Raw genomic sequence first — 25535 nt, 5'->3', positions numbered from 1 at the left:
AAATTAAAAAAAGGATAACTGATGGCATTAAGTAAAGGGCAAATGACGCGGCAGAAGATGATAAATCTGATGTATCTGGTTTTCATTGCTATGCTTGCTCTAAATGTATCGACAGAAGTCTTGGATGGTTTTGTATTGATTAACGATAATCTTCAGGAAACGATTAAAGTAGCCGAAGACCGTAATAATCGCATATACGCTGATATTGAGGCTGCAAGTGAGAGTAATCCTCAGAAAGCTGAGGAATTCTTTAATGATGCTAAAGCTTTAAAACTTGAGACTGATTCTTTATTTAATTATATTCAGTCGCTAAAACTAAAGATAGCACAAAAATCGGATGGTGAAGATGCAGATATAAACAATCTGGAATCGAAAGATAATATAGATGCATCTACCGATGTAATAATATCTCCGGTCGGAGGACAGGGGAATAAGCTGAAAAAGGATATTGATGAGTATCGTGAAAGTGTACTGAAACACATTACAGATAGTGCAAAGCAGGACATCGTAAGGCGTACTTTATCGACAGAACCATCAGCGAGAGCTAAGAAAGACGGAAAAACATGGCTACAGGCATCATTTGAAAGAATGCCGAGTATAGCCGCCATTACCTTTTTGTCGGAATTACAGGCAAATGTAAGACAGGCAGAAGGCGAAGTGTTGAACGTCATAGCTCAGAATATTGATATGAAAGACCTTCGGGTAAATTCCCTGAACGCATATGTTGTTCCCCAGTCCAATATGGTAATGAGAGGAACAACCTACAAGGCTAACATAATAATGGCTGCTGTAGATACAACTCAGGATCTCCGAATAGTTATAAACGGCAAAGAGTTGCCGACAGAAAAAAAAGGTTTATATGAATTTGGTGTTGGAACACCCGGTAATTTCGAGTTTAGTGGTTATATAGAACTGATGGATCGATTGGGTAACCCATTACGGAGAGAGTTCACTCAGAAATATACCGTAATGGAACCAATGGCTACTATAGCGCCACTACTGATGGATGTACTTTATGTAGGCATAGGAAATGATGTCAGCATATCCGTTCCGGGAGTAGCAACAAGTAATGTAACAGCCAGAGTTGTAGAGGGTGGTACATTGACTCCTAAGTCGGGAGGAATATGGACAGCACAACCAGCAGCGGCTAACATTGGTAAAAAATTCATTATTTCCGTATCAGCAAATGTAAATGGTGTAAACCAGCAGATTGCGACCAAAGAGTTCCGTATACGTGCCTTACCTGATCCGCTACCGTATATTGAGTATGCAGATCAGAATGGTAACCTAAGAAAGTTCAGAAAAGGGCCTTTAGCCAGAGCTACTATATTGAATACTAGAGAACTGAAAGCATCTATAGATGACGGTGTATTGGATATCCAGTATAAAGTTCTTAGCTTTACGACACTGAACGTAGACGCAATGGGTAATGCTACGAAAGAAATGTCAAACGGAGCAAACTTCTCAGATCGTCAGCTCGATCAGATACGCAGAATGCAACGCGGTGGACAGATCTTCATTACAGGTATAAAAGCCAGAGGGCCGGATGGAGACAGAGATCTTTATTCGATGGATGTAAGAATTAATTAATTAACACAAAAATAGGATATTATGAAAACGAGCATGGATAACTATTTGCCAAATAATGTCAGCAAGTTTCCATACATCCTTTAAAAACAAAATTGTCATATGAAATATTTAGTTTCATTAATGCTTGGCGGATTACTTGTTACAAGTTCGCTTTCTGCACAAAACGCAGCAAATAACGGGCCTAGAATATTGAACGAGGTTGACGTTGTTACAAATACAGCAGAAGACATGGCTTCAACTATTTCTTCGCGTGAGCTTTTCGTTATGGAGAACTCGATGAATGATTATTCATCTACTATCTGGTCGAGAGAGATCTACAGACAACTTAGCGATGTTGAAGGAAACGAAACGTTTTTCTATCCTACCGAGTCTACAGACAGCAGAGTAAATCTGTTCTCTCTGATGATAAATCTGATGAGCACAAATACGATAAAAGCGTATAAATACGAGGCTCAACCGGATGTAACTGACGAAAAAGCATTAGATGTAAGAGAAGCACTGAAAGAGAGTGTTATTCCTTTTACCGAAGGTGCTAATCATACCGTAGTAGTAAAGAAAGAAGATATACCTTCCGATAAGATACTACACTATCTGGTTAAAGAAAGATGGTATTTCGATATCAAAACATTTAAGGGTGACGCTCGTGTAACTCACATTTGTCCGGTATTGTTCGATAAAGGTAAGCACTATCCGTTGTTCTGGATATCATTTGATGACCTGAGCGTATATCTGGCAAGAGCTAAATCTCCGGTTGCTGTAGCAAACATCACTCCGGTGTTGAGCAATGCTTCTATGTTTGATGTAATCAGAAACAGATGGTACAGAGGTTGTATATATCAGGTTGGTTTGAGACAACTATCAGTACTTTATCCTAATATGGATGACCTGATTAAAGAACGTATGCGTATAGAAAATGAACTAGACTATATTCAGGCTAAATTTTATGCAGCTGAAAGCAGAAGATAAGTAAAGTCAATTATTATAAAAGAGACCTTATAGATATGAATATTTTATCTGTAAGGTTTTTTTGTTGATATAAGGTGGAAGAGTAGATAAGCAAAAGCCCCGGATGATGATCCAGGGCTTTTGCTTTTATAATACTTATATTCTTGTTTTAACTCGGCTTTTGTACCTCCTGTATCACTTCCATCCCTTTTGCAATAGCCTGTTCATTCATTGGTAGCAATTTGTGATGGCGTTCAGGCAGAGATTTCTTTAATCCAAGCATTACATTTTCCAGTTTTACCATAGGGCTCACCTTAAGAAGCCCACCCAGTACAATCATATTAAATGCCTTTGTGTTCTGCATCATAGTAGCAGTATCTACAGCTTCTATTTTATATACAAAGATATCTTTTCGTGTAGGTGGATGCTGGAAACCGTTAGGATCGTATATCAGTATGCCGCCTGGTTTTACATGTGGCTCGAATTTTTCGAGTGAAGGCTGGTTGAGTATGATAGCAATATCATACTCGTTTACTATCGGTGAACTGATAGGACTATCACTTAAGATTACAGTCACATTTGCAGTTCCACCACGTTGTTCGGGTCCGTAAGATGGAAACCACGATACTTCCTTGTTCTCCATCAACCCCGAATAGGCGAGTATTTTTCCCATCGACAGCACACCTTGTCCGCCAAAACCTGCTATTATTATTTCTTGTGTCATATTTTCCGGTCTTTTAGATGTTTTTCAAGTCTCCAAGTGGATATACAGGGAACATATTCTCCACCATCCAGTCGTTAGACGCGGCAGGAGTCATTTTCCATCCCGAACTACAGGTAGATACTATTTCTACAATAGATGTACCTTTGTTCTCCATAGAGTTTTCAAATGCCTTTTTAATCATTCGCTTAGCCTTCTTCACCGAAGCGGCAGTATGTACGCTCTGACGCGTTGCCAGACATACGCCTTCGAGTTGTGCCATCAGATCAAGTATTTTGAGAGGATAACCGTTTTCATGGATATCGCGTCCGTTAGGAGTTGTCGATGTCTTCATATTGCTAAGAGTGGTAGGAGCCATCTGGCCGCCTGTCATACCATATATGCCATTGTTGATAAAAATAATGGCAATATTCTCTCCACGATTGGCTGCATGAATAGTCTCGGCAGTACCGATAGCGGCCAAGTCACCATCCCCTTGATAAGTAAACACCATTTTCTCAGGTAATAGTCGTTTTACAGCGGTCGCTACAGCCGGAGCACGTCCATGAGCTGCTTCCTGCCAGTCTATATCGAGATAGCTGTATGCGAATACCGCACAACCTACCGGTGCTACGCCGATAGTCTTGTCTCTCAGTCCCATTTCGTCTATAATCTCAGCTATCAGTTTGTGTACTACACCATGTGAACAACCCGGGCAATAGTGCATTTCCGTATCGTTCATCAATTCGGGCTTTGCGTACACAAGGTTTGCCGGATCTATTATATTTGTACTCATAATGATTTTAACTTAAAGTTTGATACAACAGCCTCAATTAAAGGCCAAATTTATATTCAAGGGCATCTACTACTTCACTTGGTGTAGGTACTATACCTCCCAAGCGTCCGAAATGCTCGACTTTTACTTTTCCGTTTACAGCAAGGCGTACATCCTCTACCATCTGTCCGGCATTCATTTCCACTGTCAGTATTCCTTTTACCTTATCGGCGTATTTGTTTATTATGGCAGATGGGAAAGGCCACAGTGTAATAGGACGTATAAGACCAACCTTTACGCCTTGTGCGCGTGCCAGCTCCATTGCTTTCTGGCAAATACGAGCAGCTGAGCCGAATGCTACAAATATGTAATCTGCATCCTCACAGTTTACTTCCTGATACAGGCACAGTTCTTTTTCTATTAACTTATATTTGGCCTGAAGGCGCAGGTTATTTACCTCCATCTTATAAGAATCCAACTCCAGTGTTGTAATTATATTCGGTTTGTGTCCTTCCGGCTTACCCAGAGTAGCCCAAGGGCACTGTTCTCTGATTTCTTTTTCTGTCCTTCTGCGCTTATAGGCAGGTAGTGTAACTTTCTCCATCATCTGTCCGATAACACCATCGGTAAGTATCATGGCAGGAGTCTGGTATTTAAAGGCCAGATCGAAACCTAGCGTTACAAAGTCAGCCATTTCCTGTACCGAACTCGGAGCAAGGGTAATAAGCTTGTAGTCACCATGTCCTCCACCTTTTACAGCTTGGAAATAGTCGGCCTGTGAAGGTTGTATCGTTCCCAGTCCGGGACCGCCACGCATCACATTTACCAGCAGGCAAGGAAGTTCTCCTGCTGCTATATATGATACTCCCTCGAGCATAAGGCTCATACCGGGACTCGAAGACGACGTCATTACAGCCTTTCCGCATCCTGCGCCACCATATACCATATTTATAGAGGCTGTTTCGCTTTCGGCTTGTAGTACGACCATTCCTGTCGTTTTCCACGGTGCTTCACTCATCAGTGTCTCCATTATCTCCGACTGTGGGGTGATAGGATAACCAAAGTAGCCATCTGTGCCATACCTGATTGCAGCATGGGCAATGGCCTCATTGCCTTTCATTAAAAATATTTCTTCTGACATAAGCGTTGATTGATTAAAAAACGAATTGCGGGTAACTGCCGTCAAAGGCAGGGCAATACGTTATTTATATTTTTATGCAAATTTTTTCTTATATATGGTAAGGCATGCATCGGGGCATACATAACCACAATTGGCGCATCCGATACATGAGTCCGGATCTTTCATATATACATAATGATAACCTTTTTGGTTGACATTTCGAGGTTGAAGTTCCAGTACATCGCAAGGACATGAAACCACGCAAAGATTACATCCTTTGCAACGCTCCTCATTAACTACTACTGTTCCTTTGATTTTGGCCATTTTGTATAATAATTTTTTTAGTTGTCACTGTCTTTCGGGCGATATGCCTCTCTATCCTTTCGGGTGGCATAAATACAACAGATATGCGTCTTTTTCAGATATATGTAACTGTTACGACTGTTGTTTATATAAAAAATGCCCGTTGTTACTTACACAAAGGTATATGTATTTATTTTTATAATCTCCTTTTTTATTCATAAAGATGTTAAAATAAATGATGTCATTAAACATGTTTTTTAGGGTGTAAATTCGTTGTAATTTACTAAAATACAGTGTATTATCATTATTTTTCTTTATTCTGTAAGATTTTCGACTTTAATATTTACAATTTGTATTAAATATTTAGGATTTATTTGAATTTGTAAACCTCTTTTGCCCGCACTTATGTATATGAGTGGGTGGTTTTCGACCTTTTTGTCAATAAACGAAGGGAATAGCTTCTTCATGCCGATGGGCGAACATGCTCCTCTTATATATCCTGTGACATTCAGCAGGTCTTTCATCGGAATCATGTCGCAATTCTTATTACCCGAGACTTTTGCTGCTGTTTTCAGATTTAATTCTTCTGCGCCGGGTATGATGCAAACGAAATACCCTGTTTTGTCCCCTTTGAGTACAAGTGTTTTAAATAGCTGTTCTACAGGCTCGTTCAATTGTTCTGCCACATGTATTGCACTTAGGTCGGATTCGTCTACTTCGTAGGGAATGAGTTTATATTCTATTTTTTCTTTATCGAGTAGCCGGACAGCATTTGTCTTATCGATCTTCATTAAAACTTACTTTTCGCTAGTAAAACAATTAATATTATCAGAAGTTTATGGAATTAACCATTTATAGGTATCTATTAACTAAAAGGTAAAATTAAACAAATATTATTATGAAACACATTAATAAACCATTTTTAGTTATTGTATTAGGATTTGCAGTACTATTTTCTTGTGGAAAGGCAAATAAATCAGAGGCTATGGATGAAGCTTATACAATGATGGATGTCTCTGTTGGCGATGAAAGAAATGGTGCCGATCAGGCATTGGCTGCCGTCTATGAAACCAATTCGAAAGAGAAGCCGGAAGAATCTACTGTCTATAAATTTGTTCCGCCTACGCTTGCCGTACCTAACTTTATCGCTACATCTTCGGCTTCTACACTCAACGATGACGGAATACATAAGTTAGTAAGGACTGCCCGTCTGAAATTCAGGGTAAAAGATGTTCCGAAGGCAACTCAGATTATAGAAGATGTGGTATTGAAGAATAAAGGAATAATACTAAAATCGGCTATCAATAACAACAATGTGCAGTCGCAATGGATAAATATATCGAAAGATTCGGCTTATATCGTATATCGTAACCATTTGCAGGCAACGCTCGACCTTCGTGTGTCCTTTAGCCTGTTGGATTCTACGTTGTGGCAGATTGCTCCACTGGCTGTGGTGATAGATTATCGTATAGTAGAAGGAGATGATGTGACGGCACAACTGATGGCTGACGAATTGAAGAAGATACGTTTGGAGAAGAAACAACGACGTGTATCGAATGCCATATCTACCCGAAGTGGCAAACTAGAAGATGCCATTGCCGCCGAAGAATCGCTGGACTATGCGATGGAAGAAGCTGACAGGACTAAAATATCGGAGTATAATATGAATGACAAGATAGCATACAGCCTTATTCAGATAGAGATTTATCAGGAGCCGGTAATAACGAAGGAAAAAGTAATGCGTAACGATGTAATTATCGCTTCGTACGAACCGGGCTATGGAAGTAAGATAGTGGATGCTATGAGTGGCGGCTGGTCGGCTTTGGCTAATATTTTCTTATTGATTATCCGATTGTGGCCATTGTGGATAATAGTAGCAATAGGAGCATATGTTTTTATAAGAATACGGAGAAAGAGAAAAGGGAACAGCTGAGCTAAATAACAAGAAGGGTAGGGCGAACCTACCCTTTTCTTATGGAGCTAAACGTTCAATCCTCCATTTTCCGTCAGTAAGGGTATATTGTATTCTGTCGTGCAGACGGCTTTTGCGTCCCTGCCAGAATTCAATCATAAAAGGTTCGACAATATAACCTCCCCAGTTAGACGGGCGAAGTATCTGTTTTCCTGCAAATTTTTTATCGAAGTCGAAGACGAGTTGTTCCAGATATTGCCTGTTTGGTATTGCCTTACTTTGTGGGGAAGCCCAAGCTCCCAGTTTGCTCTTTGTCGGGCGTACTTCAAAATAAGAATCGGATTCGGCATCCGATATCTTGTGCACAGTTCCTTCTATCCTTACTTGTCTTTCGAGTTCGTGCCATACGAAGTTAAGGGCGCAGTATTTATTATTCGCCAGCTGTACACCTTTCTTGCTATTGTAATTGGTGAAAAATACAAACCCTTCGGACTTTATCTGTTTCAGTAAAACAATGCGAGACGATGGTCTTCCGTCCGGCGTGGCTGTAGCCAGATTCATCGCGTTAGGCTCTAAAGCTTCTGCCTGTATGGCTTCATTGAACCATTGCTCGAAGAATGTGATAGGATCAGATGTTATGTCCTGTTCATCGAGTGTTTTCAGTGCAAAGTCGCGGCGTATATCGAATAAGTCTGTCATAGGATGATTATTTAGTTTGCTGACAAATATAGAACAGATTTTGCAGGATATTGTTGTCCCTGAAAAGAAATCCCCATTGACGTCACGTCTACGGGGATTCAAGATCAACTAAAAACTATCAATAGAAAAGTTATGTTAAACAAAGTCTGTTTTTATTTCTCTCTCTTTTTATCTTTTGTTTTTGCAATATTTTTTTTAGATGAATTTCTTTAATTCTTCAATCCAGTTTTCGATTCTTTCGTCAGTCAGGTCTGATTCATTATCATTGTCGATAAGCAGGCCTACGAATTTACCGTCTACTATAGCCTCCGAGTCATCGTAAGTGTAACCGTCAGTGCTTACCTGACCAATAAGCTTGCAGCCTTTATCTTTTATTGTCTGATATATTTTTCCGATAGCATCGCCAAAAGTATCGCTGTATGAAGAAGAGTCTCCACAGCCGAAAAGGGCTACTGTTTTACCATTAAGGTCTGCTCCTTTTACTTTTCCGATGTAGTCTTCCCAATCGTCTTGTAGGTCACCGAAACCCAGAGTGGGTGAGCCGAATAATACAACATCGTATGCTGTATAATCTGCATTTGCTTTTGCTACATCGTGCAGATCGGCTTTGTCAACGTTTAGTTTTTTAGCAATGTCTTCCGCCACTTCCTGTGTGTTTCCGGTAGTTGAACCGTAGTAAATTCCTATTCTTGGCATTGTATGATTTTTTTTTTTGATAATTATATGATGCAAAGTAAAAGGATATGCCCAGTTTCGACAATACCAATATATAGGTATATTTTTATTTGATATTAATTGTTTATTGCTATTCTGTGAAAATTTAGCTTTTTCGGATATTGATTATCTTTCTGTACGCTTTATTAGTTGTTAGAAAAAATTGTTAGAAAAAATTGGTAGATTAAATCTTTATTACTATTATTGAGGTGCTATATAATTTTCACAAAACTACAATATACTATGATTAAAAAATTACTACTCATTCTTTCCTTTGTTCTTTTTGTTTTTGCAAGTTTATTTGCTCAAAAGATAGAATATAACAAGAAGAACAGCATGATGTTGATAGATAAAGTCGAGGTGGCTAAACTGGAGATAAGCAAGGATGCTGAAAAACATCAGGTATATACCTTTACCGACCTGAAATCAGATGCGACATTGGTATTGACAGGTGCTACACCCGGACAACAACCCGAATATTACATTGTGTCATCAACACTGAGTGATAAAAAATCGGAGATAATTTTTGAAATGGTAAGTTTCACTCTGAATCAGACCAGTGCTATTATGAACCTTATGGTAAAAAAATACCAATTCTTTACCGCTGCCGGAATGGATCAGAGGGCAATTACTGATTTTCTGTATGTGGAGAAAAGAGATTACAGCAATGCAAAATCAGAAACAGCAAATACTGCACTGCAGACACAACTTAAAGTAGATTCGCTAGCGCCTGTTTATAAAGATAATAGAGTTGTAAGCAAAAATACGGGTGAGTTGCTGGCTGTATTAGAAAATACAAATGACGGCGGTTTCCTGATAAAAGATGAGAGGAATAATCTGGTTGCCAGAGCAAGACGAGATGTGCAGGGTGCAGGAGCAATAAGTATAACGACATATATACTGAATACCTATGACGACAAGCAATATGAACTAAAAGCGGATGAGTTGAGCACAGCCAAAACAACTGCAATTAATTGTCTTATTACTTATGACTATCTGGGTAAAGGGGTTAATTCATATATGATAAAGAAACCCCAACTTGCGGCTGCTGAGTCACAGAATAATCGGATACGCTCAGAATTTCGTAAAGGTAAATTTGTTACCGGTATATTAACGCTTGAGGACGGGAAGAGTATCAATGGTCGTTTCGAAATTGACTTCAGGGCTATATTGCCCGACGGGACAGAATATCCGCTCGACGATATGGGGGTGATGGCTCCTCGCTACAAGAATGCTGTACATCACTATCTGGATGACAAGAATAAAGAGAGGAAGAGAGACTACAGGGAGAAGCAGATGAAATCTTTCAAAGTAATAAATTCTAATATACCTGATTATGATGAATTCTATTGTAAAATAGAGTACAAGCCGGAACAATCAAATGGTATGGGGTTAACAAGCGGCATTTTAAAGCTTGGCGGAGTAAAATTAGCAGATAAAATAGAGGTGTTTGCTTACAGGGTAAGTGATCTGCCTAAAACGACCTTATATGCAGGCAATCAGAGACTGTTCATTGTAGATAAGAAAAGAGATCAGACAGTGATAGAATTGCGTCCAAAAACATTTCGGGATCAATTGAAACTAGTCGTTGCCGATTGTCCGGCGATAGAGGAAAAGCTGGCTACGTGCGAATATACAAGAGCCAGTATTGGTCAATTGATAAAAGAATATAACGATTGCGAGTAAGTTATTATTCTTTGTATGATATATGTTATGAAAAACGAGGCTGTCCAGAAAAGGACAGCCTCGTTTTTTATGAATATTTTGTATCTTAAGCTTCTGCTTGAGGAACTACAGATACATACGATCTGTCGTTTTTCTTTCTGCGGAATGCTACTACTCCATCAGTCAGTGCAAACAATGTATGGTCTTTTCCAATACCTACATTTTCGCCCGGATGATGAGTTGTACCTCTTTGACGAACTATGATGTTGCCTGCTTTTACAACTTCGCCACCAAATATTTTAACGCCCAATCGTTTACTTTCCGATTCACGGCCGTTTTTCGAACTACCTACACCTTTCTTGTGTGCCATTTTCTTCTGTTTTTACTGATTAAGCGATAATATCTTTAACTATAACTTCTGAGAACTGTTGACGGTGACCGTTTAGTTTGCGGTATCCTTTTCTTCTCTTCTTGTGGAAAACCAATACTTTGTCTCCCTTAGCCTGAGATACGATTTCAACTACAACTTTGGCGCCTTCTACTGTAGGGGTTCCTACTGTTACAGCTCCATCTTTGTCAACTAGTAATACTTTTTCGAACTCTACTTTAGAGCCATTTTCTGCATTGATTCTGTGAACAAATAATTTCTGGTCTTTTTCAACCTTCATTTGTTGTCCCTGAATGTCTACGATAACGTACATCTGTTTTTATAATTTACAGGTTATGTGCCTGAGGCGAACCACTTTATGTGCGGTTACTTGTAGGCCTATTGGCAATCGGATGGCAAAGGTAATAAAATGCTCCGGAAATATCAAATTATTTTCCGGCGATATTATCTTGCGTAACGCGTTTTTAACTCTCCGGTTATAGTTTCGGGGATTAGGTTGTCGTATCCACCTACGTCTATTGCCAGTGCTCTGATCTGGGCTCTGGTGAGTTTGGTATATGTCTCCAATATTTTTTCTCCCAGAAAGAATTGGGATTCTGTAACTCCCAGAAGGTTGTCAGATATATGCAATATGTCTTTTTCTATACTGTATGTTCCGTCTACAGGTCTGTCGGCTTCGCCACTGGATGAATTTTTATCATAAACTCTGATTGTTACTGAACCTTCAGACCAATCGTCGCCGTTCAGTGCAGTGAAGGTTCTTTTCATATCATTTAGCCTGAGGTCTTCTTTGAACCAGCTATTCAGTCTTTCGTCAACTTCTTTGTTGCCTGTGGTCAGAGTACGCTCTGTCACATACCAGTCACCTAATATTGTAGGCTCTTTTGTAGGTTCGTCATCACCGCAGGAAAAAGAAAAAATACCGATAGTAAGGAGGACGAATAGATTACGGATGTTTTTGTTCATGTGTGAAAAAATTGTTTTGTAAATGTTTTACAAAGATAAATATATATTTCTTTTAAGTATTCATATGTATAGTTAAAAGCGTATCGGATACAGATATAACGAAACGCTCATCTGAATATTATATATTGGATCAATTTGAAATCAAAATAATTGTAATTGAAACAAAATGATTAAATATTTTGTTTTATATATCAAAGTGTTATATTTTTGTCAAATTGTTTGATAATATAAAACTAATATTGCAAAATATGTGTGGATTTGTCGGAGTGTTTGATCTGAGTCAGGATGTAGATGTATTAAGGGCGCAGGTGTTGCGAATGTCAAAGAAAATTCGGCATCGCGGGCCTGACTGGTCGGGTATCTATTGCGGCAATAAATCGATTCTGGCACACGAAAGACTTTCCATTGTCGGTGTCGACTCGGGTAAACAACCGCTGTACAGTAAAGATAATAAACTGGTGTTGGCAGTGAACGGTGAAATATATAACCACAAAGAAATAAGGAGCAGATATCCCGATTATGAATTTCTTACCCATTCCGATTGTGAGGTTATTCTGGCTTTGTACAGAGATAAAGGTGCCGATCTGCTTGAAGACCTGAATGGAATCTTTGCTTTTGCATTGTATGATGTTGAAAATGACCTGATGCTTATTGGTCGCGACCATATGGGGATCATACCATTATATATGGGCTATGACGATCGCGGGCAATTCTATGTAGCCAGCGAATTGAAAGCACTGGAGGGAGTATGTCCGAATATACAGGAATTTCAGCCCGGTCACTATCTGTACACAAAAGAAGGTACAGAGGTAAAAAGATGGTATAAACGCGACTGGATGGAATACGATAATGTAAAAGATAATGTATCAGATGTATCCGAATTGAGGACAGCGCTCAAGGGTGCAGTGCATCGGCAGTTGATGTCTGATGTGCCTTACGGAGTATTATTGTCGGGAGGATTGGACTCTTCTATTATATCTGCCATTGCAAAACAGTATGCAGCCCGCCGTATAGAAGATGATAACAAGACGGAAGCATGGTGGCCACAACTTCATTCGTTTGCAGTAGGGTTGAAAGATTCTCCCGATCTGGTAGCTGCCCGAAAGGTAGCCGAATATATAGGAACGGTGCATCACGAAATACATTTTACGGTGGAGGAAGCGCTGGATGCGCTTAGCGATGTTATTTACCATATAGAGACATATGATGTGACAACAGTGCGTGCTTCTACTCCGATGTATTTGCTTGCCCGCTTCATCAAGTCGATGGGGGTAAAGATGGTGCTTTCGGGTGAGGGGTCGGATGAATTGTTCGGCGGATACTTGTATTTTCACAAAGCTCCCGATGCTAAGGCATTCCATGAGGAAACTGTGCGAAAACTCGACAGGCTTCATCTTTATGATTGCCTGCGGGCAAACAAGTCTCTTTCGGCTTGGGGTGTAGAGGGACGTGTGCCGTTTCTCGATAAAGAGTTTATGGATGTGGCTATGCGCCTCAATCCGAAAGATAAGATATGTGGTAACGGTAAAATAGAAAAATATATCTTGCGTAAAGCATTCGAAGATTACTTGCCGGATAGTGTGGTATGGCGTCAGAAAGAACAATTTTCGGATGGGGTAGGTTACAGCTGGATAGACTCTCTGCGGGAGCTTGCCGCTAAGAAAGTTACAGACAGGCAGATGGAACACGCCGAAGAGCGTTTCCCTATCAACCCGCCGATGTCGAAAGAAGAATATTGGTATCGCACTATATTCGAGGAGCACTTTCCGTCGGCTTCGGCTGCGCGTACTGTGCCGTCAGTACCATCGGTAGCATGTAGTACGGCAACGGCTTTGGAATGGGATGCCTCATTCAGAAACAGGGTAGACCCATCGGGGCGAGCAGTGAAGGCAGTACACGAAGAGGCTTACGAAAAATAATTGAAGAATGAGAAGGCGTTGTCTTCTCATTTTTGTTATGTGGTGGGAGTTGTTTTATCTATAAGGTATATTCAGTTAACGGCGATCAGTCAACGGTTAACAATAAAAGTGATCTTTGAAGAAATAGAGAAAAATGTGGATTTTGTCGGGTTTTAGTTAAAATATTTCTCACGTAAAGACGCGAAGGCGCAAAGAAAAATTATTTGAAAAAGTTGTGACCTTTACACACACTTCGCTCCTGTAATTGATAATTGTCAAGTTTTTGATCACTGTTGACTGATCACTGTTGACTGACAGAAGTGTTACCTTTGTTACCTTTTTTCATAATTTTTCTTTTCCGAGATAATTACTTTATTTGTAAATTGTATTGTAATCATTTAGAGACACTACATATGTCTATAAAAAAAGCAACAGCCATATTATTCGCCTTTCTATTCACCCTCTCGGCATACTCACAGGATATTTTCTATGGTGTGATCAACTCTAAAGGGGAGGAGGTTATTCCATTTGGCAAATACCATTATATTTTCCCGTCGGAATGTGGAAAGACATATCCCGTAAGGAATGTGAATGATTTATACGGGGCAATAGACTTTTCAGGAAATGAGGTAATTCCTTTTGAATATACTTCTAGTCCTTTTTTCTACCGGAACTATCTGATGTGAAACGTAAAAAAACGATTATACCTTATTATGATGAAATTAATTCATATTAATATTCGAATGACGCATTTGTAGTGAGAAAGAAGACAAACTTAGAGTCTGTTTAAATTTTATTCGTTTAGGTTTTCAGCACTATTTTTGGAATGATTTTTTTCTTATCTGAAGCGCGAATAGCGGGCTATTCAAGCTGAAGAAAGGGGAAAATCGGACAAAAAGAGACTGAAAATGAACGAAAAAAGAACGATAACAAAATGTTTTGGTAAAATTTAAACAGGCTCTAAGATATTATGGATCCGCAAGAGTGCAAAAAGTCCTTTTCATATCTCTTTACTCATAAAAAGAAAAAAATGTCAATTTTTTATCAACTTATTTAACAAATAGATATTTTTTTTGTATTTTTGCATCATCCATAAATCAAAAGTCAACTTAATAATGAAAACAGAACAAGTTTTAGCTGATTTAAAGCGCAGATTCCCTAACGAACCTGAATACCATCAGGCAGTACACGAAGTACTGGAATCAATCGAAGAAGTTTACAATCAACATCCTGAATTTGAGAAAGCTAACTTAATAGAAAGACTCTGTATTCCCGACCGCATCTTTTCTTTTCGCGTGACATGGGTCGACGATAAAGGGAACACACATACCAACATGGGATACCGTGTACAGCACTGTAATGCAATAGGCCCTTACAAAGGCGGAATGCGTTTCCATGCTTCGGTAAATCCTTCTATCCTCAAGTTCCTTGCTTTTGAGCAGACTTTTAAGAACTCGCTTACTACCCTGCCTATGGGTGGTGGTAAAGGAGGTTCTGATTTCAATCCTAAAGGAAAATCTACAGCTGAGATCATGCGTTTTTGTCAGGCTTTCATTACTGAGTTGTGGCGTCACATCGGCCCCGACACAGACGTTCCTGCCGGAGACATAGGCGTAGGTGGTCGCGAAGTTGGATATATGTTTGGCATGTATAAAAAACTAGCCCGCGAATTTACAGGTACATTCACAGGTAAAGGTCTTACATTCGGCGGCTCCCTGATACGCCCCGAAGCTACAGGTTACGGAAATGTGTACTTCCTGCTGGAAATGCTGAAAACAAAGAATATAGACATCAAAGGTAAAAAATGTCTCGTATCGGGTTCAGGTAACGTAGCACAATACACTTGCGAAAAACTTATCGAACTGGGTGCTATACCTGTATCATTGTCTGACTCTAGCGGATACATCTACGATCCGGAAGGCATTACCACTGAGAAACTAGAATATGTAAAAGAACTGAAAGAGCTGTACAGAGGCCGCATCAGCGAATATGCAGAGACTTACGGTTGCAAGTATGTTCCGAGTGCACGCCCTTGGGGTGAAAAAGGAGACATTGCTCTTCCTTCGGCTACCCAGAATGAAATCAGCGGAGAAGATGCACAAAAGATTGTTGATAATGGCATATTTGCCGTTTCGGAAGGTGCAAATATGCCATCCACACCGGAAGCTATAGAGATATTCCAGAAAGCTAAGGTACTATATGCTCCGGGCAAAGCTGCCAATGCGGGAGGTGTATCGGTATCGGGTCTGGAAATGACTCAGAACTCAGAACGTCTGAGCTGGTCGTCAGAGCAAGTAGACGAGAAGCTGAAATGGATAATGCAGAATATACACGAAAACTGTGTGAGATACGGTACTGAAGCCGATGGTTATGTAAACTACGTGAAAGGAGCGAATATTGCCGGATTTATGAAGGTTGCAAAAGCTGTGATGGCACAGGGGATAATATAATCAGTAGTTATAATATATCGAGCGATTGTTAGACAACAGTCGCTCTTTTATTTAACCGTCTATTAATCTGAGACTTTCCACCTTCTCCAATCTGCTTACCAACTCTTCGAAGCGTGCCTTTCTTATTTCCAGCGTCATCAGGCAATCCATATCGTAGCTCTGAGTGATAATTGCCGGTTCAAGGTCTTTGACAATCTTCATTACATCGTTCATAAACGGATATTCGAAAGCAAACGAGATACGACAATCTACCGTCCTTTCTACAATACTGGCTTCCCGAATGGCTTCGGCAGCGGCTTCGCGATATGCGACAATAAGCCCGCTCGTACCTAGCTTTATGCCGCCAAAATAACGGATGACAGCGATCAGTATATTTGTCAGTTCATTAGAGTTTATCTGTCCCAGTATTGGTTTCCCGGCTGTACCGGAAGGTTCTCCGTCGTCATTAGATCTGAAATCCTCCCTGTCTGCACCTAGCATATAAGCCCAACACACATGTCGTGCATCGTAATATTCCTTACGTAGTTTGTCTATTTCTACCTTTGCCTCTTCAACTGTATTCACAGGAATGGCATAAGCGATAAATTTACTCCGCTTTTCCGTATAGATAGCTTTAGATGCATCTGTTATCGTTCTGAAAATATCCTCCATATAACACAAAGATAGCAGTTTTGCAAAAATATAAATCCTTATAAAAAAGAAATGGTTGTCATCCCGACAACCAATCTTCATTTTTAACCTTAAATCTAATACTATGAAAAACACATAATATTAACGCTACATTTAGTAAAATAGTTTACTATCAGTATATTAAAAATGTCAAAATTGGCTGAAATTCCGTTAATACTCAGTCCGGATGCAGACTTCGGGTAGGTATCAGCTATACATTCCCTGGGGTTATATCTCAATAACTTTCCCCAATGTGATGTAACAGATATACCCTTTTACATCTTTATAGCCCATCTTGCGAATTTGGTCTGCATAGTATTTTATCTGACGGATATACCTCTTATCTTCCTTCTCTCCGAACTTGTAGTCGATCACTATTACCTCTTCCTTGTTTATCATCACCCTGTCGGGACGGCTAAACGATCCTTTCGGCTGCAGTATTTGCACTTCGTTCAGTACCTTATATTCACCACTGTACCAAGAGGCAACCACAGGATCGGATAGGTAGTCTTCCAATAGCCCGCCTATTTCTGCCTTTTGGGCGGCAGTTATATCACCCGATATATAATATTCGTCCAGAGCCTTTTCTATGTCGTCAAGGGTTTCCACCTTACTGACAATTTCGTGCATCAGTGTTCCGTAATCTCTTTTTCCCGAATCGGTGAAGTAATATTTATTCTTCAGCAATAAGCCAATGCGATCGTCATACGATACACTCGACAGGCTGTCTATCTTTATTTCTTCCAGAGGAGATGCTTCTTTCTTTAGCTTTGGAATATAGCTTTCCCCGATTTCGAATATGCCCGATTCTACATTCAGATATTCCGGCAAGTCGATATGAGTTTGCTTGCCAGCCAATATGCCGGATGAAGTATTAGCTCCGACCCAGAGCAGCGATGCAATATTGTTTATTTCTTCACGCTTCGGACGAGGAGCGAAAGCGATCAGTTCGTTCTTAGCACGCGTGAAAGCAACGTACAATATATTTACATTGTCGATAAAGGCATGCAGCCGTTCATCGAAATACTCATAGTCAAATATTGTATTTTTCAGTTTCTGCGAATATTTTACAGGAACAAGGTGCAAACGGTCGAACGGCTCTGTCTTGGGGTGGCACCACAGTATGGTAGTCAGCCTGTGGTCTATTTCCCAGTTGCAGAAAGGAATAAGAACGACATTGAAACCCAGCCCTTTCGACTTATGTATTGTCATAATGCGTATAGCATCCTGTCCATCGGGTGTGAAGATTGTTTTGTTTACCCCTGTTTCGTTCCACCACTTCAGGAAAGCATCCAGATCGGACGAACTACGGATAGTGAAATCGAGTACCATATCCAGAAATGACTGAATATATACCTGTTCATTATCTTCCATCGCGTTGCGGAACAGTTCAAATATCTCTTCCGTCATTTCATACAGAGGCAGTTCGCGTATGCGGTCGAGCTCTTTTGCTATATTTTCAGGAAGTTCCTCGTTCCCCGAAAAATATTTCTGTAAAGCATCTTCTGCACTTAGCTGGTTATTGTATTTGAAGTATTCGAATACGGCCAGTGTTTTCAGCGAGGCATCCAACGGATTGTGCAGGTATTTCAGTAATGCAATAATCAGTTTTATACTTTTAGAATTACCTACAAACAAGGCTTCATCCGATATGATATCATAGCGGTACTTAGAATCGGGATGATTGCTTTTGTATTCCAACAGACAGTTTGCAACATCTGCACCTTCACGCTTGGTGCGTACCAGTATGGCTATATCCTGCAAGTTATACCCTCTGTCCTGTAATTCTTCTATTTGCAAGGGTAGCTGTTCCAGTACATAGTCTTGCCATACATGTTCGTCCGTATCTATAAACTCTATCTTTACACGCCCTTCGTTATCCTTATGCTTATCGGGTATCTGCTGATAAAGTTCACCGTATGCTTTCGTTATACGCGAAAAGAACGGTTGCAGGCGTTTATCTTCCGTATCGGATAATGGTTTGTTGTATGTATCTTGCAAGAGATGCGAACCAATGGAAAAGATAGCATTATTGAATCCGATTACATTGCGGGAACTTCGCCAGTTGGTGTCCAGTGTTTCGTGGTTTATACCTTCTTGTCTGAAATCTATATCCAGTTGTTCGTCCAGTAGCTTCCAGTCCGAGTTTCGCCAGCGATAGATACTTTGTTTCACATCGCCTACAATGAAATTTTTGTTCCCTCCTGCCAAACTGTCGCGCACAAGTGGCAGGAAGTTTTGCCATTGCATCCCCGATGTATCCTGAAATTCGTCTATCATGTAATTGTTGACCCGCAGTCCCACCTTTTCGTAGATAAAGGGCGATTCATTTCCTTCTATGATGCGGTTCAGCAATTCGGTAGTGTCCGATATCAGCATCATATTGTTTTCTGCTGCATTCTCACGTATTTTCCTGTCCACATCGCCTAGTATGCCGAGCGTGAAGAAATAGCGATTTATTTCATACGCTGTCTGGTAAATGCGCGAATCATCATAGTGAGTGATAATGTCGGATACACATACATTCAGTTCTGTAAAAGCACTCTCTATCCTGTCCTTTACATCTGCTGCGGTTTTGGCTGTGTACCAGTTTGTCACATCATCGGGCAGTGTGCGGAATGTATTTGTAGGCTCCTCTATAGCTTTGTTAGCCCATTTGAGGAAGCTAAAAAATGCCGAACGCGATCCCCCTTTGAAGTCATCGGGTTTCAGCCCGAAACGGGTCATTATATTCAGTGCTTTTTCGCCTATCTGTTGCGATCTGGTTTCAAAAGTCTGAATGATGGCAAAGAGCATATCTTTGTAGTCGGTCATCAGTTGTTTATCTGCAATGTTTGCCTGTACCTGATTGCTGTATGCCTTGTAGCTCTCTTTGAATATTTCGGATGATAGCGACTGTATGTCATTGCGTATGTTCCATGTTTCCCCGTTTTCTACTTTTTCTTCCGAGAAGCGTATCAGCCAGTCGAGCAGCAGCTTGTTATCGCTGCGTTCCAGATCGTAAAGCATGGAGTCTATTGCTTCGCCCAATACCTTATCGGTATCCAGTTCTACATTATATCCTCCGCCCAACCCAATTTCGCGGGTGAAGGCACGCATGGTTTGCTGAAAGAACTTGTCGATGGTACTGACCGAGAATGCAGAATAGTCATGTAGTACGCGGACAAGCGTGTCGCGAGCTTCTTTCTTTACCTGCTCGTCGTTGTAGCCGTATTCTTCTGCCAGAAGTTTTGTGTATGGGGAATCTTCACCTTTAGCCAATCGTGCCAGTTCGGCTACAATACGGGTTTTCATTTCGTCCGTAGCCTTGTTGGTAAATGTTACAGCCAGAATATGCCTGTATGCATTTGGAGCAGAAAAAAGCAGGCGCAGATATTCGGCGGTCAGGCGATGAGTCTTTCCCGAGCCTGCCGATGCCTTGTAAACCTGCAAGTTTATTTCATCGTCAAATAGTGCGTGATTTGACATACCCTTCTTTCTGGAGAAGTTCCAGTATCTTGTTTCTGAAATCACCCTGTATGATTATCTCTCCGTCTTTCGCTGAACCACCGACGCCACATTTCACTTTCAGCATTTTGCCGAGAGCTTCAAGGTCATCGGTTGTTCCTACAAATCCGGTGATCAGGGTAACGGCTTTTCCTTTCCGGTTACGTTTATCGAGAGAGATGCGCAGTAGCTGCTTGTCTTTAGGCTGTGTATCCTGCTCATCTTCTTTTTCTGTCTCATATTTATAGTCCGGATTGGTGGAATACACCACATTCAGACGGTCTTTCCAATCATTCATAATAATCGCTTTTTAACTAAAAAGTAACGAATGTAACGAAACAACGTTCGACAGAGCGAAGCGGAGTCAATCTGCGCTGTTTTCATTCTTATTACTTTTTATCCATTGTCACCCAATAATACAACACCCCGATTTTAACTAAAATGTAACGAAAGTAACGGATTCGCATTGTTTTTAATTCTCGTTACCTTTTTGTCGCTAAATGCTGACTGTTATATTCTTATAGATAAAGTTCCAATAAAATCTTAATCTTTCAACCTTTTGAAACTTGCATCGAAATTAGCCCTGTCGAATGCTTCGTATCGCGGTTTTGTCGGAACATAATCATCGTTGTCCCACAGCGGGCTTGTAAGCATCAGGTCGGCACTGTAACGGTTGCAGGCAATAGGTACATTGTGCACGCGGCATTGGCGCAGCAACATCATAATGTCGGCTTCGTGTGGCTGAGGGTTCAGGTCGTCGATCAGGAAAATAGCCAGATCCACCTCGTGACGTACCACCATAGCAGCAATCTCGGCATCTCCACCCATCGGCCCCGAGTTCATACGGGTGATGTCCGCATTGATTCCCTTTTCTTCAAATGCCTCTTTTACAAGTGTTCCTGTTGTTCCGGTACAAACCAAGTGATGTTTTGCCAAAAAGTCAGAGTTATAAAAACACCATTCTACCATGTCCGCTTTGCGGTGATCGTGCGCTACCAGCGCTATTGTTAATCTTCTGTTCATATCTGAATTATTTTCTGTTTTAAGTATGGTAATTTCTAACAGGATACCCTTTATAGATTGTGATCTTAATTATCCCAAAGATAAGACATTTCTGTGTCATTTTGGTTAAGGAACCATTAAACATTTCTACGGATGGAGGCAGATAGATAATAGGTTCTTTTATTTTCTACTGCGCGCAATCACAGATTGCTTGCATTCCTTTTGCCCAAAGCCCCAAAAGGAATCAAAAAGTCTTTAGCGCCCCGCTTCATAGGACGACCCGTAGAAGGGCTTAAAGTCTAAACGAAAAAACTCGCTCAGAAGTTTGTAGAATATTCATTTGAAGCTAAGCTCAAACACGTTTTCGTTTCACGCCTTTTTCACCCTACGGGTACCCCGTCCATAAAGCTAACGGCGCGGGCTAACGCACGATTGGCTGGCAATTATGCTGCTTTGTCAGTGCGTCGCGACTCTGTGCATTAGCTACGCAAGCGGGCGCCTGTCCGGTGCAGGCGGCGTGGAAAGGGATGGGGCGATAGCCCGTTCGTCCCTTTCAGCCGTCAAACCGTTGACAGGTCGCTGAGGAGCGAAGCGTATGTGAAACGACTAATGAAATAGAGCATATAATTTCAACTACTGATTCGCATAAATAATGATTCGAAAAGAGTATTTTGGATTCTCTATAAATGAATCCCGGCAGGATGTGCTAGACAGCAAACACCCTTTTGGTATTATAAACATCTATATTTTGTGCATTTGTTTGCAGTTTTATGAAACGCACACCTACAGGGTTAGTTGCCATAATGGCTTCTGCTACGGATGCGTGATATATTTGCTTCGTAGAATTTTCTATAAGGCGGAAGACCAAACGGTCTTTTAGTGGTATGGTGTTCAGATACTCTCTGTTGAGTACCAGTTTTTCTATGGGATTGGCTATTTGTATCGACTCTATCCAGTTACACTTCGACTTTTTTATATCCATTGCTTTCAACCTGTTGTATATATGTATATACCAGTGCCTGTCGTACAGCTCATTTTCCCTGCCTGTAACGATGACGGGTATCAGCTGTACCTTTTTCAGATTCATCGCTGCCAGTACATCATATATCTTATCCGATACTATAGAGAATGGCATTGCATAGTAATCTGCCGTTTGCACTCTTCGCGGAACGGGATTTTTGTAACTGTACTTTGTCATATACGGATTTTCGATGTGTGTCTTTACATGCTGGTAGTTACATGTTCCGTCTTCCTTTAGCAGAGGATAGTTTTGATTATTACTCCGCTCCATCAGGTAATATTCAAATTCGTCGTTCATAAATTTTGTGTGTTAGATGAGTCTTTTTCTACGTGAAATTTATTTGTAAGTTGTTTCTCAAAGTTATCGGCAAAAGTGTAGCAGACCAAATTTCAGCTTGTCATATTTTGAGACAACACTTCCCTGCAAACAGTTGATAAATAAAATATTAACTTAATATTAAAGTAGAATTATTAAGACAGATGTATTTAGGAAGCGAAAAAGAGTTCTAAAACAAGTGTATAATATTTCCTGTTGGAAGAGTATAAAATAAAAAAGCTGTGTCAGTTTTTTCCGACACAGCCTTTCGCTATCGAGTGAGATATTTATTTCCCTTTTTGTGTTACAGCTTTCAATTTGTCTTTTTCTTTGTCCACTTCAAAGCTTATAGTACCGCCTTCTTTTACTGCACCCGAAAGTATCAGCTCGGCTATTTCATCCTCCACGTAGTTTTGGATAGCACGTTTTAGCGGACGGGCTCCGAATTGTACATCATAACCTTTATCGGCAAGAAAATCTTTGGCTTCCTGACTCAGATTGATTGTGTAACCCAGTTCTTCCATACGTTTGTAGAAGCCTTTCAGTTCTATGTCGATAATCTTTTCGATAGAAGTTTTATCCAACTGATCGAATGTTATAATGTCGTCTACACGATTGAGGAACTCAGGCGAGAATGTTTTGTTCAGTGCTTTTTGAAGTACGCCTCTCGAATATTCTCTATTGGCAGCCGATTGACGGTTGAACCCGATACCTCCCCCAAAGTCTTTCAACTGGCGTGTACCTACGTTCGATGTCATAATCAGTATTGTATTCTTGAAGTCGATCTTACGTCCCAGACTATCGGTCAAGTGTCCTTCGTCCATTACCTGCAACAGTATATTGTACACATCAGGGTGGGCTTTTTCGATCTCATCGAGCAATACTACCGAGTAGGGTTTGCGGCGAACCTTTTCGCTGAGCAATCCGCCTTCTTCATATCCTACATATCCCGGAGGTGCTCCGACCAGACGCGATACATTAAATTTCTCCATATACTCGCTCATGTCAATACGTATCAGCGCATCGGCAGAGTCGAACAGTTGTTCGGCAATCATTTTAGCTAAGTGCGTTTTACCTACTCCTGTCGGTCCTAGGAACATAAACGAACCTATCGGGCGGTTAGGGTCTTTCAGTCCTATACGGTTGCGCTGTATAGCTTTCACTATTTTATTTACAGCCTCGTCTTGTCCGATAACGGCAGCTTTCAGGCTGTCTTTCATACCCACAAGCTTAATACCTTCCGATTCACCTATTCTTTGTACAGGTACACCTGACATCATGGAAACTACTTCGGCAACCATCTCTGCGTCTACAGTCTCCGGTTTTTCTTTCAGCGAAGCTTTCCATTCGGCCTCTGCCGTATCCAGTTTAGCCATCAGTTGACGCTGTGTGTCGCGGAAGCTGGCTGCCAGTTCGTATTTCTGGGCTTTTACGGCATCTCCCTTCTGATCGATGACTTCTTTCAGTTCCTTTTCGAGGTCTTCTATCTCTTTTGGTACCTGTATGTTTGCAATATGCATACGGGAACCGGCTTCGTCCAGAGCATCGATTGCCTTGTCGGGGAAGTTGCGGTCGGTGATATATCTGTCAGTTAGTTTCACACAGGCCTCAAGCGCCCCTTCTGTATATTTTACATTGTGGTGTTCCTCGTAACGCTCTTTGATATTATGTAATATCTGCAATGTTTCTTCGGCAGTGGTAGGGTCTACCATAACTTTCTGGAAACGGCGTTCGAGCGCACCGTCTTTTTCTATATTTTTGCGGTATTCGTCCAGTGTTGTTGCACCGATGCATTGTATTTCTCCACGAGCCAGAGCCGGTTTCAGCATATTGGCAGCATCCAATGATCCGGTTGCTCCGCCTGCACCTACTATAGTATGTATCTCGTCGATGAACAATATAATGTTCGGATTTTTTGACAACTCGTTCAATATCGCTTTTATACGTTCTTCGAATTGTCCGCGATATTTAGTTCCTGCTACTACCGAAGCCATATCGAGAGCTATCACACGTTTGTCGAACAATACTCGCGATACTTTCTTCTGGGTAATACGCAAGGCAAGACCTTCTACTATAGCCGATTTACCGACTCCCGGTTCACCGATCAGTATAGGGTTGTTTTTCTTGCGGCGGCTAAGTATCTGCGCCAGACGTTCTATTTCTTTTTCGCGGCCTACTATCGGATCAAGCTTGTTTTCCAAAGCAGCCTTTGTCATATCTATACCGAAATTGTCGAGTACAGGCGTATCTGTAGCCTGGCGCGGTTGTTGTGTACCCACATTTCCCGAACCTCCGCTTACAGCTTCATCGTCATCGTCGTCATCGTCGGTAAAGTCTGCACCCATGCGGGGCGATTCTTTACTATTGTTGTGCATAATATCTCCCATACTTTTAATATAGGTAAATGCTCCGTTATAATCCATATGATATTCTTCTAACAGCGTTGCAGCTACATTGTCATGATCTTTGAGAATGGCTAGAAGCAAATGTTCCGAGTCAGTTTCCTGACTTTTCGTCAATCGCGCTTCCAGTATGCTCATTTTTAATATTTTTTCAGTGCTTTTGCTTAATACTATTTCGCTGTTTGGGTATGCGTCCTCCTGTTGCTTTAATATGTTATTATCAATACTGTCTTTAACTTCAACTAGATCTATTCCAAAATCTTTCAATGCCTGTATGGCTAATCCTTCCCCGTTGCGGAGAATTCCAAGCATCAAATGTTCGGGTGCCAGATAGTTGGTTTGTAAGCGTCCGGCCTCTTCACGACTATAAGTCATGATCTTGCGAACTCTTTGTGAAAAATTATTTTCCATAACCGTCTTATTTGATGATCTGTATGTTTATTACAAATATAAGATTAATTTCTAAAACCTTTTTTAGCGATAATCTTAATTAACTTCTCTAGTTATTTATATTC

Annotated in this window: 23 protein-coding genes; 7 read left to right on the top strand and 16 right to left on the bottom strand. The window is 40.7% G+C overall.

The window, feature by feature from the left end; all coding sequences use genetic code 11:
- Window positions 1–21: 21 nt before the first annotated feature.
- Complete coding sequence (gene gldM / locus M2448_RS03760; RefSeq protein WP_280644952.1) at window positions 22–1590, top strand: gliding motility protein GldM; 1569 nt, start codon at window positions 22–24, stop codon at window positions 1588–1590.
- A gap of 99 nt (window positions 1591–1689) precedes the next feature.
- On the top strand, window positions 1690–2556 hold the full coding sequence (gldN, locus tag M2448_RS03755) for a gliding motility protein GldN (protein ID WP_280644951.1): 867 nt from the start codon (window positions 1690–1692) through the stop codon (window positions 2554–2556).
- A 148-nt stretch (window positions 2557–2704) separates the two neighbouring features.
- On the opposite strand, the gene M2448_RS03750 is transcribed toward gldN, so the two are convergent.
- The 5 genes from M2448_RS03750 to ybaK all read right to left on the bottom strand — a co-directional run bounded on the left by M2448_RS03750 (window position 2705) and on the right by ybaK (window position 6224).
- Complete coding sequence (locus M2448_RS03750; RefSeq protein WP_280644950.1) at window positions 2705–3259, bottom strand: 2-oxoacid:acceptor oxidoreductase family protein; 555 nt, start codon at window positions 3257–3259, stop codon at window positions 2705–2707.
- A gap of 13 nt (window positions 3260–3272) precedes the next feature.
- Window positions 3273–4031: a thiamine pyrophosphate-dependent enzyme gene (locus M2448_RS03745; RefSeq protein ID WP_280644949.1), complete on the bottom strand. Its 759-nt coding sequence runs from the start codon at window positions 4029–4031 to the stop codon at window positions 3273–3275.
- 37 nt (window positions 4032–4068) lie between these two features.
- Window positions 4069–5151, bottom strand: a complete 1083-nt coding sequence (locus M2448_RS03740) for a 3-methyl-2-oxobutanoate dehydrogenase subunit VorB (RefSeq protein WP_280644948.1) — start codon at window positions 5149–5151, stop codon at window positions 4069–4071.
- Between the two features lie 72 nt (window positions 5152–5223).
- Window positions 5224–5454: a 4Fe-4S dicluster domain-containing protein gene (locus M2448_RS03735; protein ID WP_280644947.1), complete on the bottom strand. Its 231-nt coding sequence runs from the start codon at window positions 5452–5454 to the stop codon at window positions 5224–5226.
- 293 nt (window positions 5455–5747) lie between these two features.
- Window positions 5748–6224, bottom strand: a complete 477-nt coding sequence (gene ybaK, locus M2448_RS03730; protein ID WP_280644946.1) for a Cys-tRNA(Pro) deacylase — start codon at window positions 6222–6224, stop codon at window positions 5748–5750.
- 107 nt (window positions 6225–6331) lie between these two features.
- Between ybaK and M2448_RS03725 the strand changes: the two genes are divergently transcribed.
- Window positions 6332–7366 (top strand): DUF4349 domain-containing protein, encoded by a 1035-nt coding sequence (locus M2448_RS03725; protein WP_280644945.1) that lies wholly within the window; start codon window positions 6332–6334, stop codon window positions 7364–7366.
- 39 nt (window positions 7367–7405) lie between these two features.
- Here the strand turns inward: M2448_RS03725 and pdxH are convergent, their stop codons facing one another.
- Both pdxH and M2448_RS03715 read right to left on the bottom strand, forming a co-directional pair.
- Complete coding sequence (gene pdxH, locus M2448_RS03720; protein WP_280644944.1) at window positions 7406–8044, bottom strand: pyridoxamine 5'-phosphate oxidase; 639 nt, start codon at window positions 8042–8044, stop codon at window positions 7406–7408.
- Window positions 8045–8239: 195 nt separating this feature from the next.
- Window positions 8240–8740, bottom strand: coding sequence for a flavodoxin (locus tag M2448_RS03715; RefSeq protein WP_280644943.1), 501 nt, complete (start codon window positions 8738–8740; stop codon window positions 8240–8242).
- A 261-nt stretch (window positions 8741–9001) separates the two neighbouring features.
- On the opposite strand from M2448_RS03715, the gene M2448_RS03710 reads away from it, so the two are divergent.
- Window positions 9002–10444: a hypothetical protein gene (locus M2448_RS03710; RefSeq protein WP_280644942.1), complete on the top strand. Its 1443-nt coding sequence runs from the start codon at window positions 9002–9004 to the stop codon at window positions 10442–10444.
- Between the two features lie 85 nt (window positions 10445–10529).
- Here the strand turns inward: M2448_RS03710 and rpmA are convergent, their stop codons facing one another.
- The 3 genes from rpmA to M2448_RS03695 form a co-directional block, all read right to left on the bottom strand.
- Window positions 10530–10793 carry a 50S ribosomal protein L27 gene (gene rpmA, locus M2448_RS03705; protein WP_280644940.1) on the bottom strand — a complete coding sequence of 88 codons (264 nt, stop codon included), beginning with the start codon at window positions 10791–10793 and terminating at the stop codon, window positions 10530–10532.
- Window positions 10794–10812: 19 nt separating this feature from the next.
- Complete coding sequence (gene rplU, locus M2448_RS03700; protein ID WP_280644939.1) at window positions 10813–11124, bottom strand: 50S ribosomal protein L21; 312 nt, start codon at window positions 11122–11124, stop codon at window positions 10813–10815.
- Window positions 11125–11255: 131 nt separating this feature from the next.
- Window positions 11256–11777 (bottom strand): hypothetical protein, encoded by a 522-nt coding sequence (locus tag M2448_RS03695; RefSeq protein ID WP_280644938.1) that lies wholly within the window; start codon window positions 11775–11777, stop codon window positions 11256–11258.
- Between the two features lie 248 nt (window positions 11778–12025).
- On the opposite strand from M2448_RS03695, the gene asnB reads away from it, so the two are divergent.
- The 3 genes from asnB (at window position 12026) to M2448_RS03680 (ending at window position 16125) form a co-directional block, all read left to right on the top strand.
- Entirely contained in the window at window positions 12026–13696 is a 1671-nt protein-coding gene (gene asnB, locus M2448_RS03690; RefSeq protein ID WP_280644937.1) for an asparagine synthase B, read from the top strand.
- A 392-nt stretch (window positions 13697–14088) separates the two neighbouring features.
- Window positions 14089–14361: a WG repeat-containing protein gene (locus M2448_RS03685; RefSeq protein WP_280644936.1), complete on the top strand. Its 273-nt coding sequence runs from the start codon at window positions 14089–14091 to the stop codon at window positions 14359–14361.
- A 429-nt stretch (window positions 14362–14790) separates the two neighbouring features.
- On the top strand, window positions 14791–16125 hold the full coding sequence (locus M2448_RS03680) for an NADP-specific glutamate dehydrogenase (protein WP_280644935.1): 1335 nt from the start codon (window positions 14791–14793) through the stop codon (window positions 16123–16125).
- Window positions 16126–16176: 51 nt separating this feature from the next.
- Here M2448_RS03680 and M2448_RS03675 read toward each other — a convergent pair whose 3' ends face one another.
- The 6 genes from M2448_RS03675 to M2448_RS03650 form a co-directional block, all read right to left on the bottom strand.
- Complete coding sequence (locus M2448_RS03675) at window positions 16177–16776, bottom strand: YigZ family protein (protein ID WP_280644934.1); 600 nt, start codon at window positions 16774–16776, stop codon at window positions 16177–16179.
- A gap of 246 nt (window positions 16777–17022) precedes the next feature.
- Window positions 17023–20262 (bottom strand): UvrD-helicase domain-containing protein, encoded by a 3240-nt coding sequence (locus tag M2448_RS03670; protein WP_280644933.1) that lies wholly within the window; start codon window positions 20260–20262, stop codon window positions 17023–17025.
- Complete coding sequence (locus M2448_RS03665) at window positions 20240–20584, bottom strand: translation initiation factor (protein WP_280645050.1); 345 nt, start codon at window positions 20582–20584, stop codon at window positions 20240–20242. The genes M2448_RS03670 and M2448_RS03665 overlap by 23 nt, the downstream gene beginning before the upstream one ends.
- A gap of 239 nt (window positions 20585–20823) precedes the next feature.
- Window positions 20824–21303 carry a methylglyoxal synthase gene (locus tag M2448_RS03660; protein WP_280644932.1) on the bottom strand — a complete coding sequence of 160 codons (480 nt, stop codon included), beginning with the start codon at window positions 21301–21303 and terminating at the stop codon, window positions 20824–20826.
- A 685-nt stretch (window positions 21304–21988) separates the two neighbouring features.
- On the bottom strand, window positions 21989–22600 hold the full coding sequence (locus M2448_RS03655; protein WP_280644931.1) for a DUF1629 domain-containing protein: 612 nt from the start codon (window positions 22598–22600) through the stop codon (window positions 21989–21991).
- A gap of 305 nt (window positions 22601–22905) precedes the next feature.
- Entirely contained in the window at window positions 22906–25431 is a 2526-nt protein-coding gene (locus tag M2448_RS03650; RefSeq protein WP_280644930.1) for an ATP-dependent Clp protease ATP-binding subunit, read from the bottom strand.
- Between the last annotated feature and the right edge of the window lie 104 nt (window positions 25432–25535).

Source organism: Dysgonomonas sp. PF1-14 (genome assembly GCF_029892965.1).
Taxonomy (GTDB): Bacteria; Bacteroidota; Bacteroidia; order Bacteroidales; family Dysgonomonadaceae; genus Dysgonomonas.
This window is presented reverse-complemented; position numbering and strand designations above follow the sequence as displayed.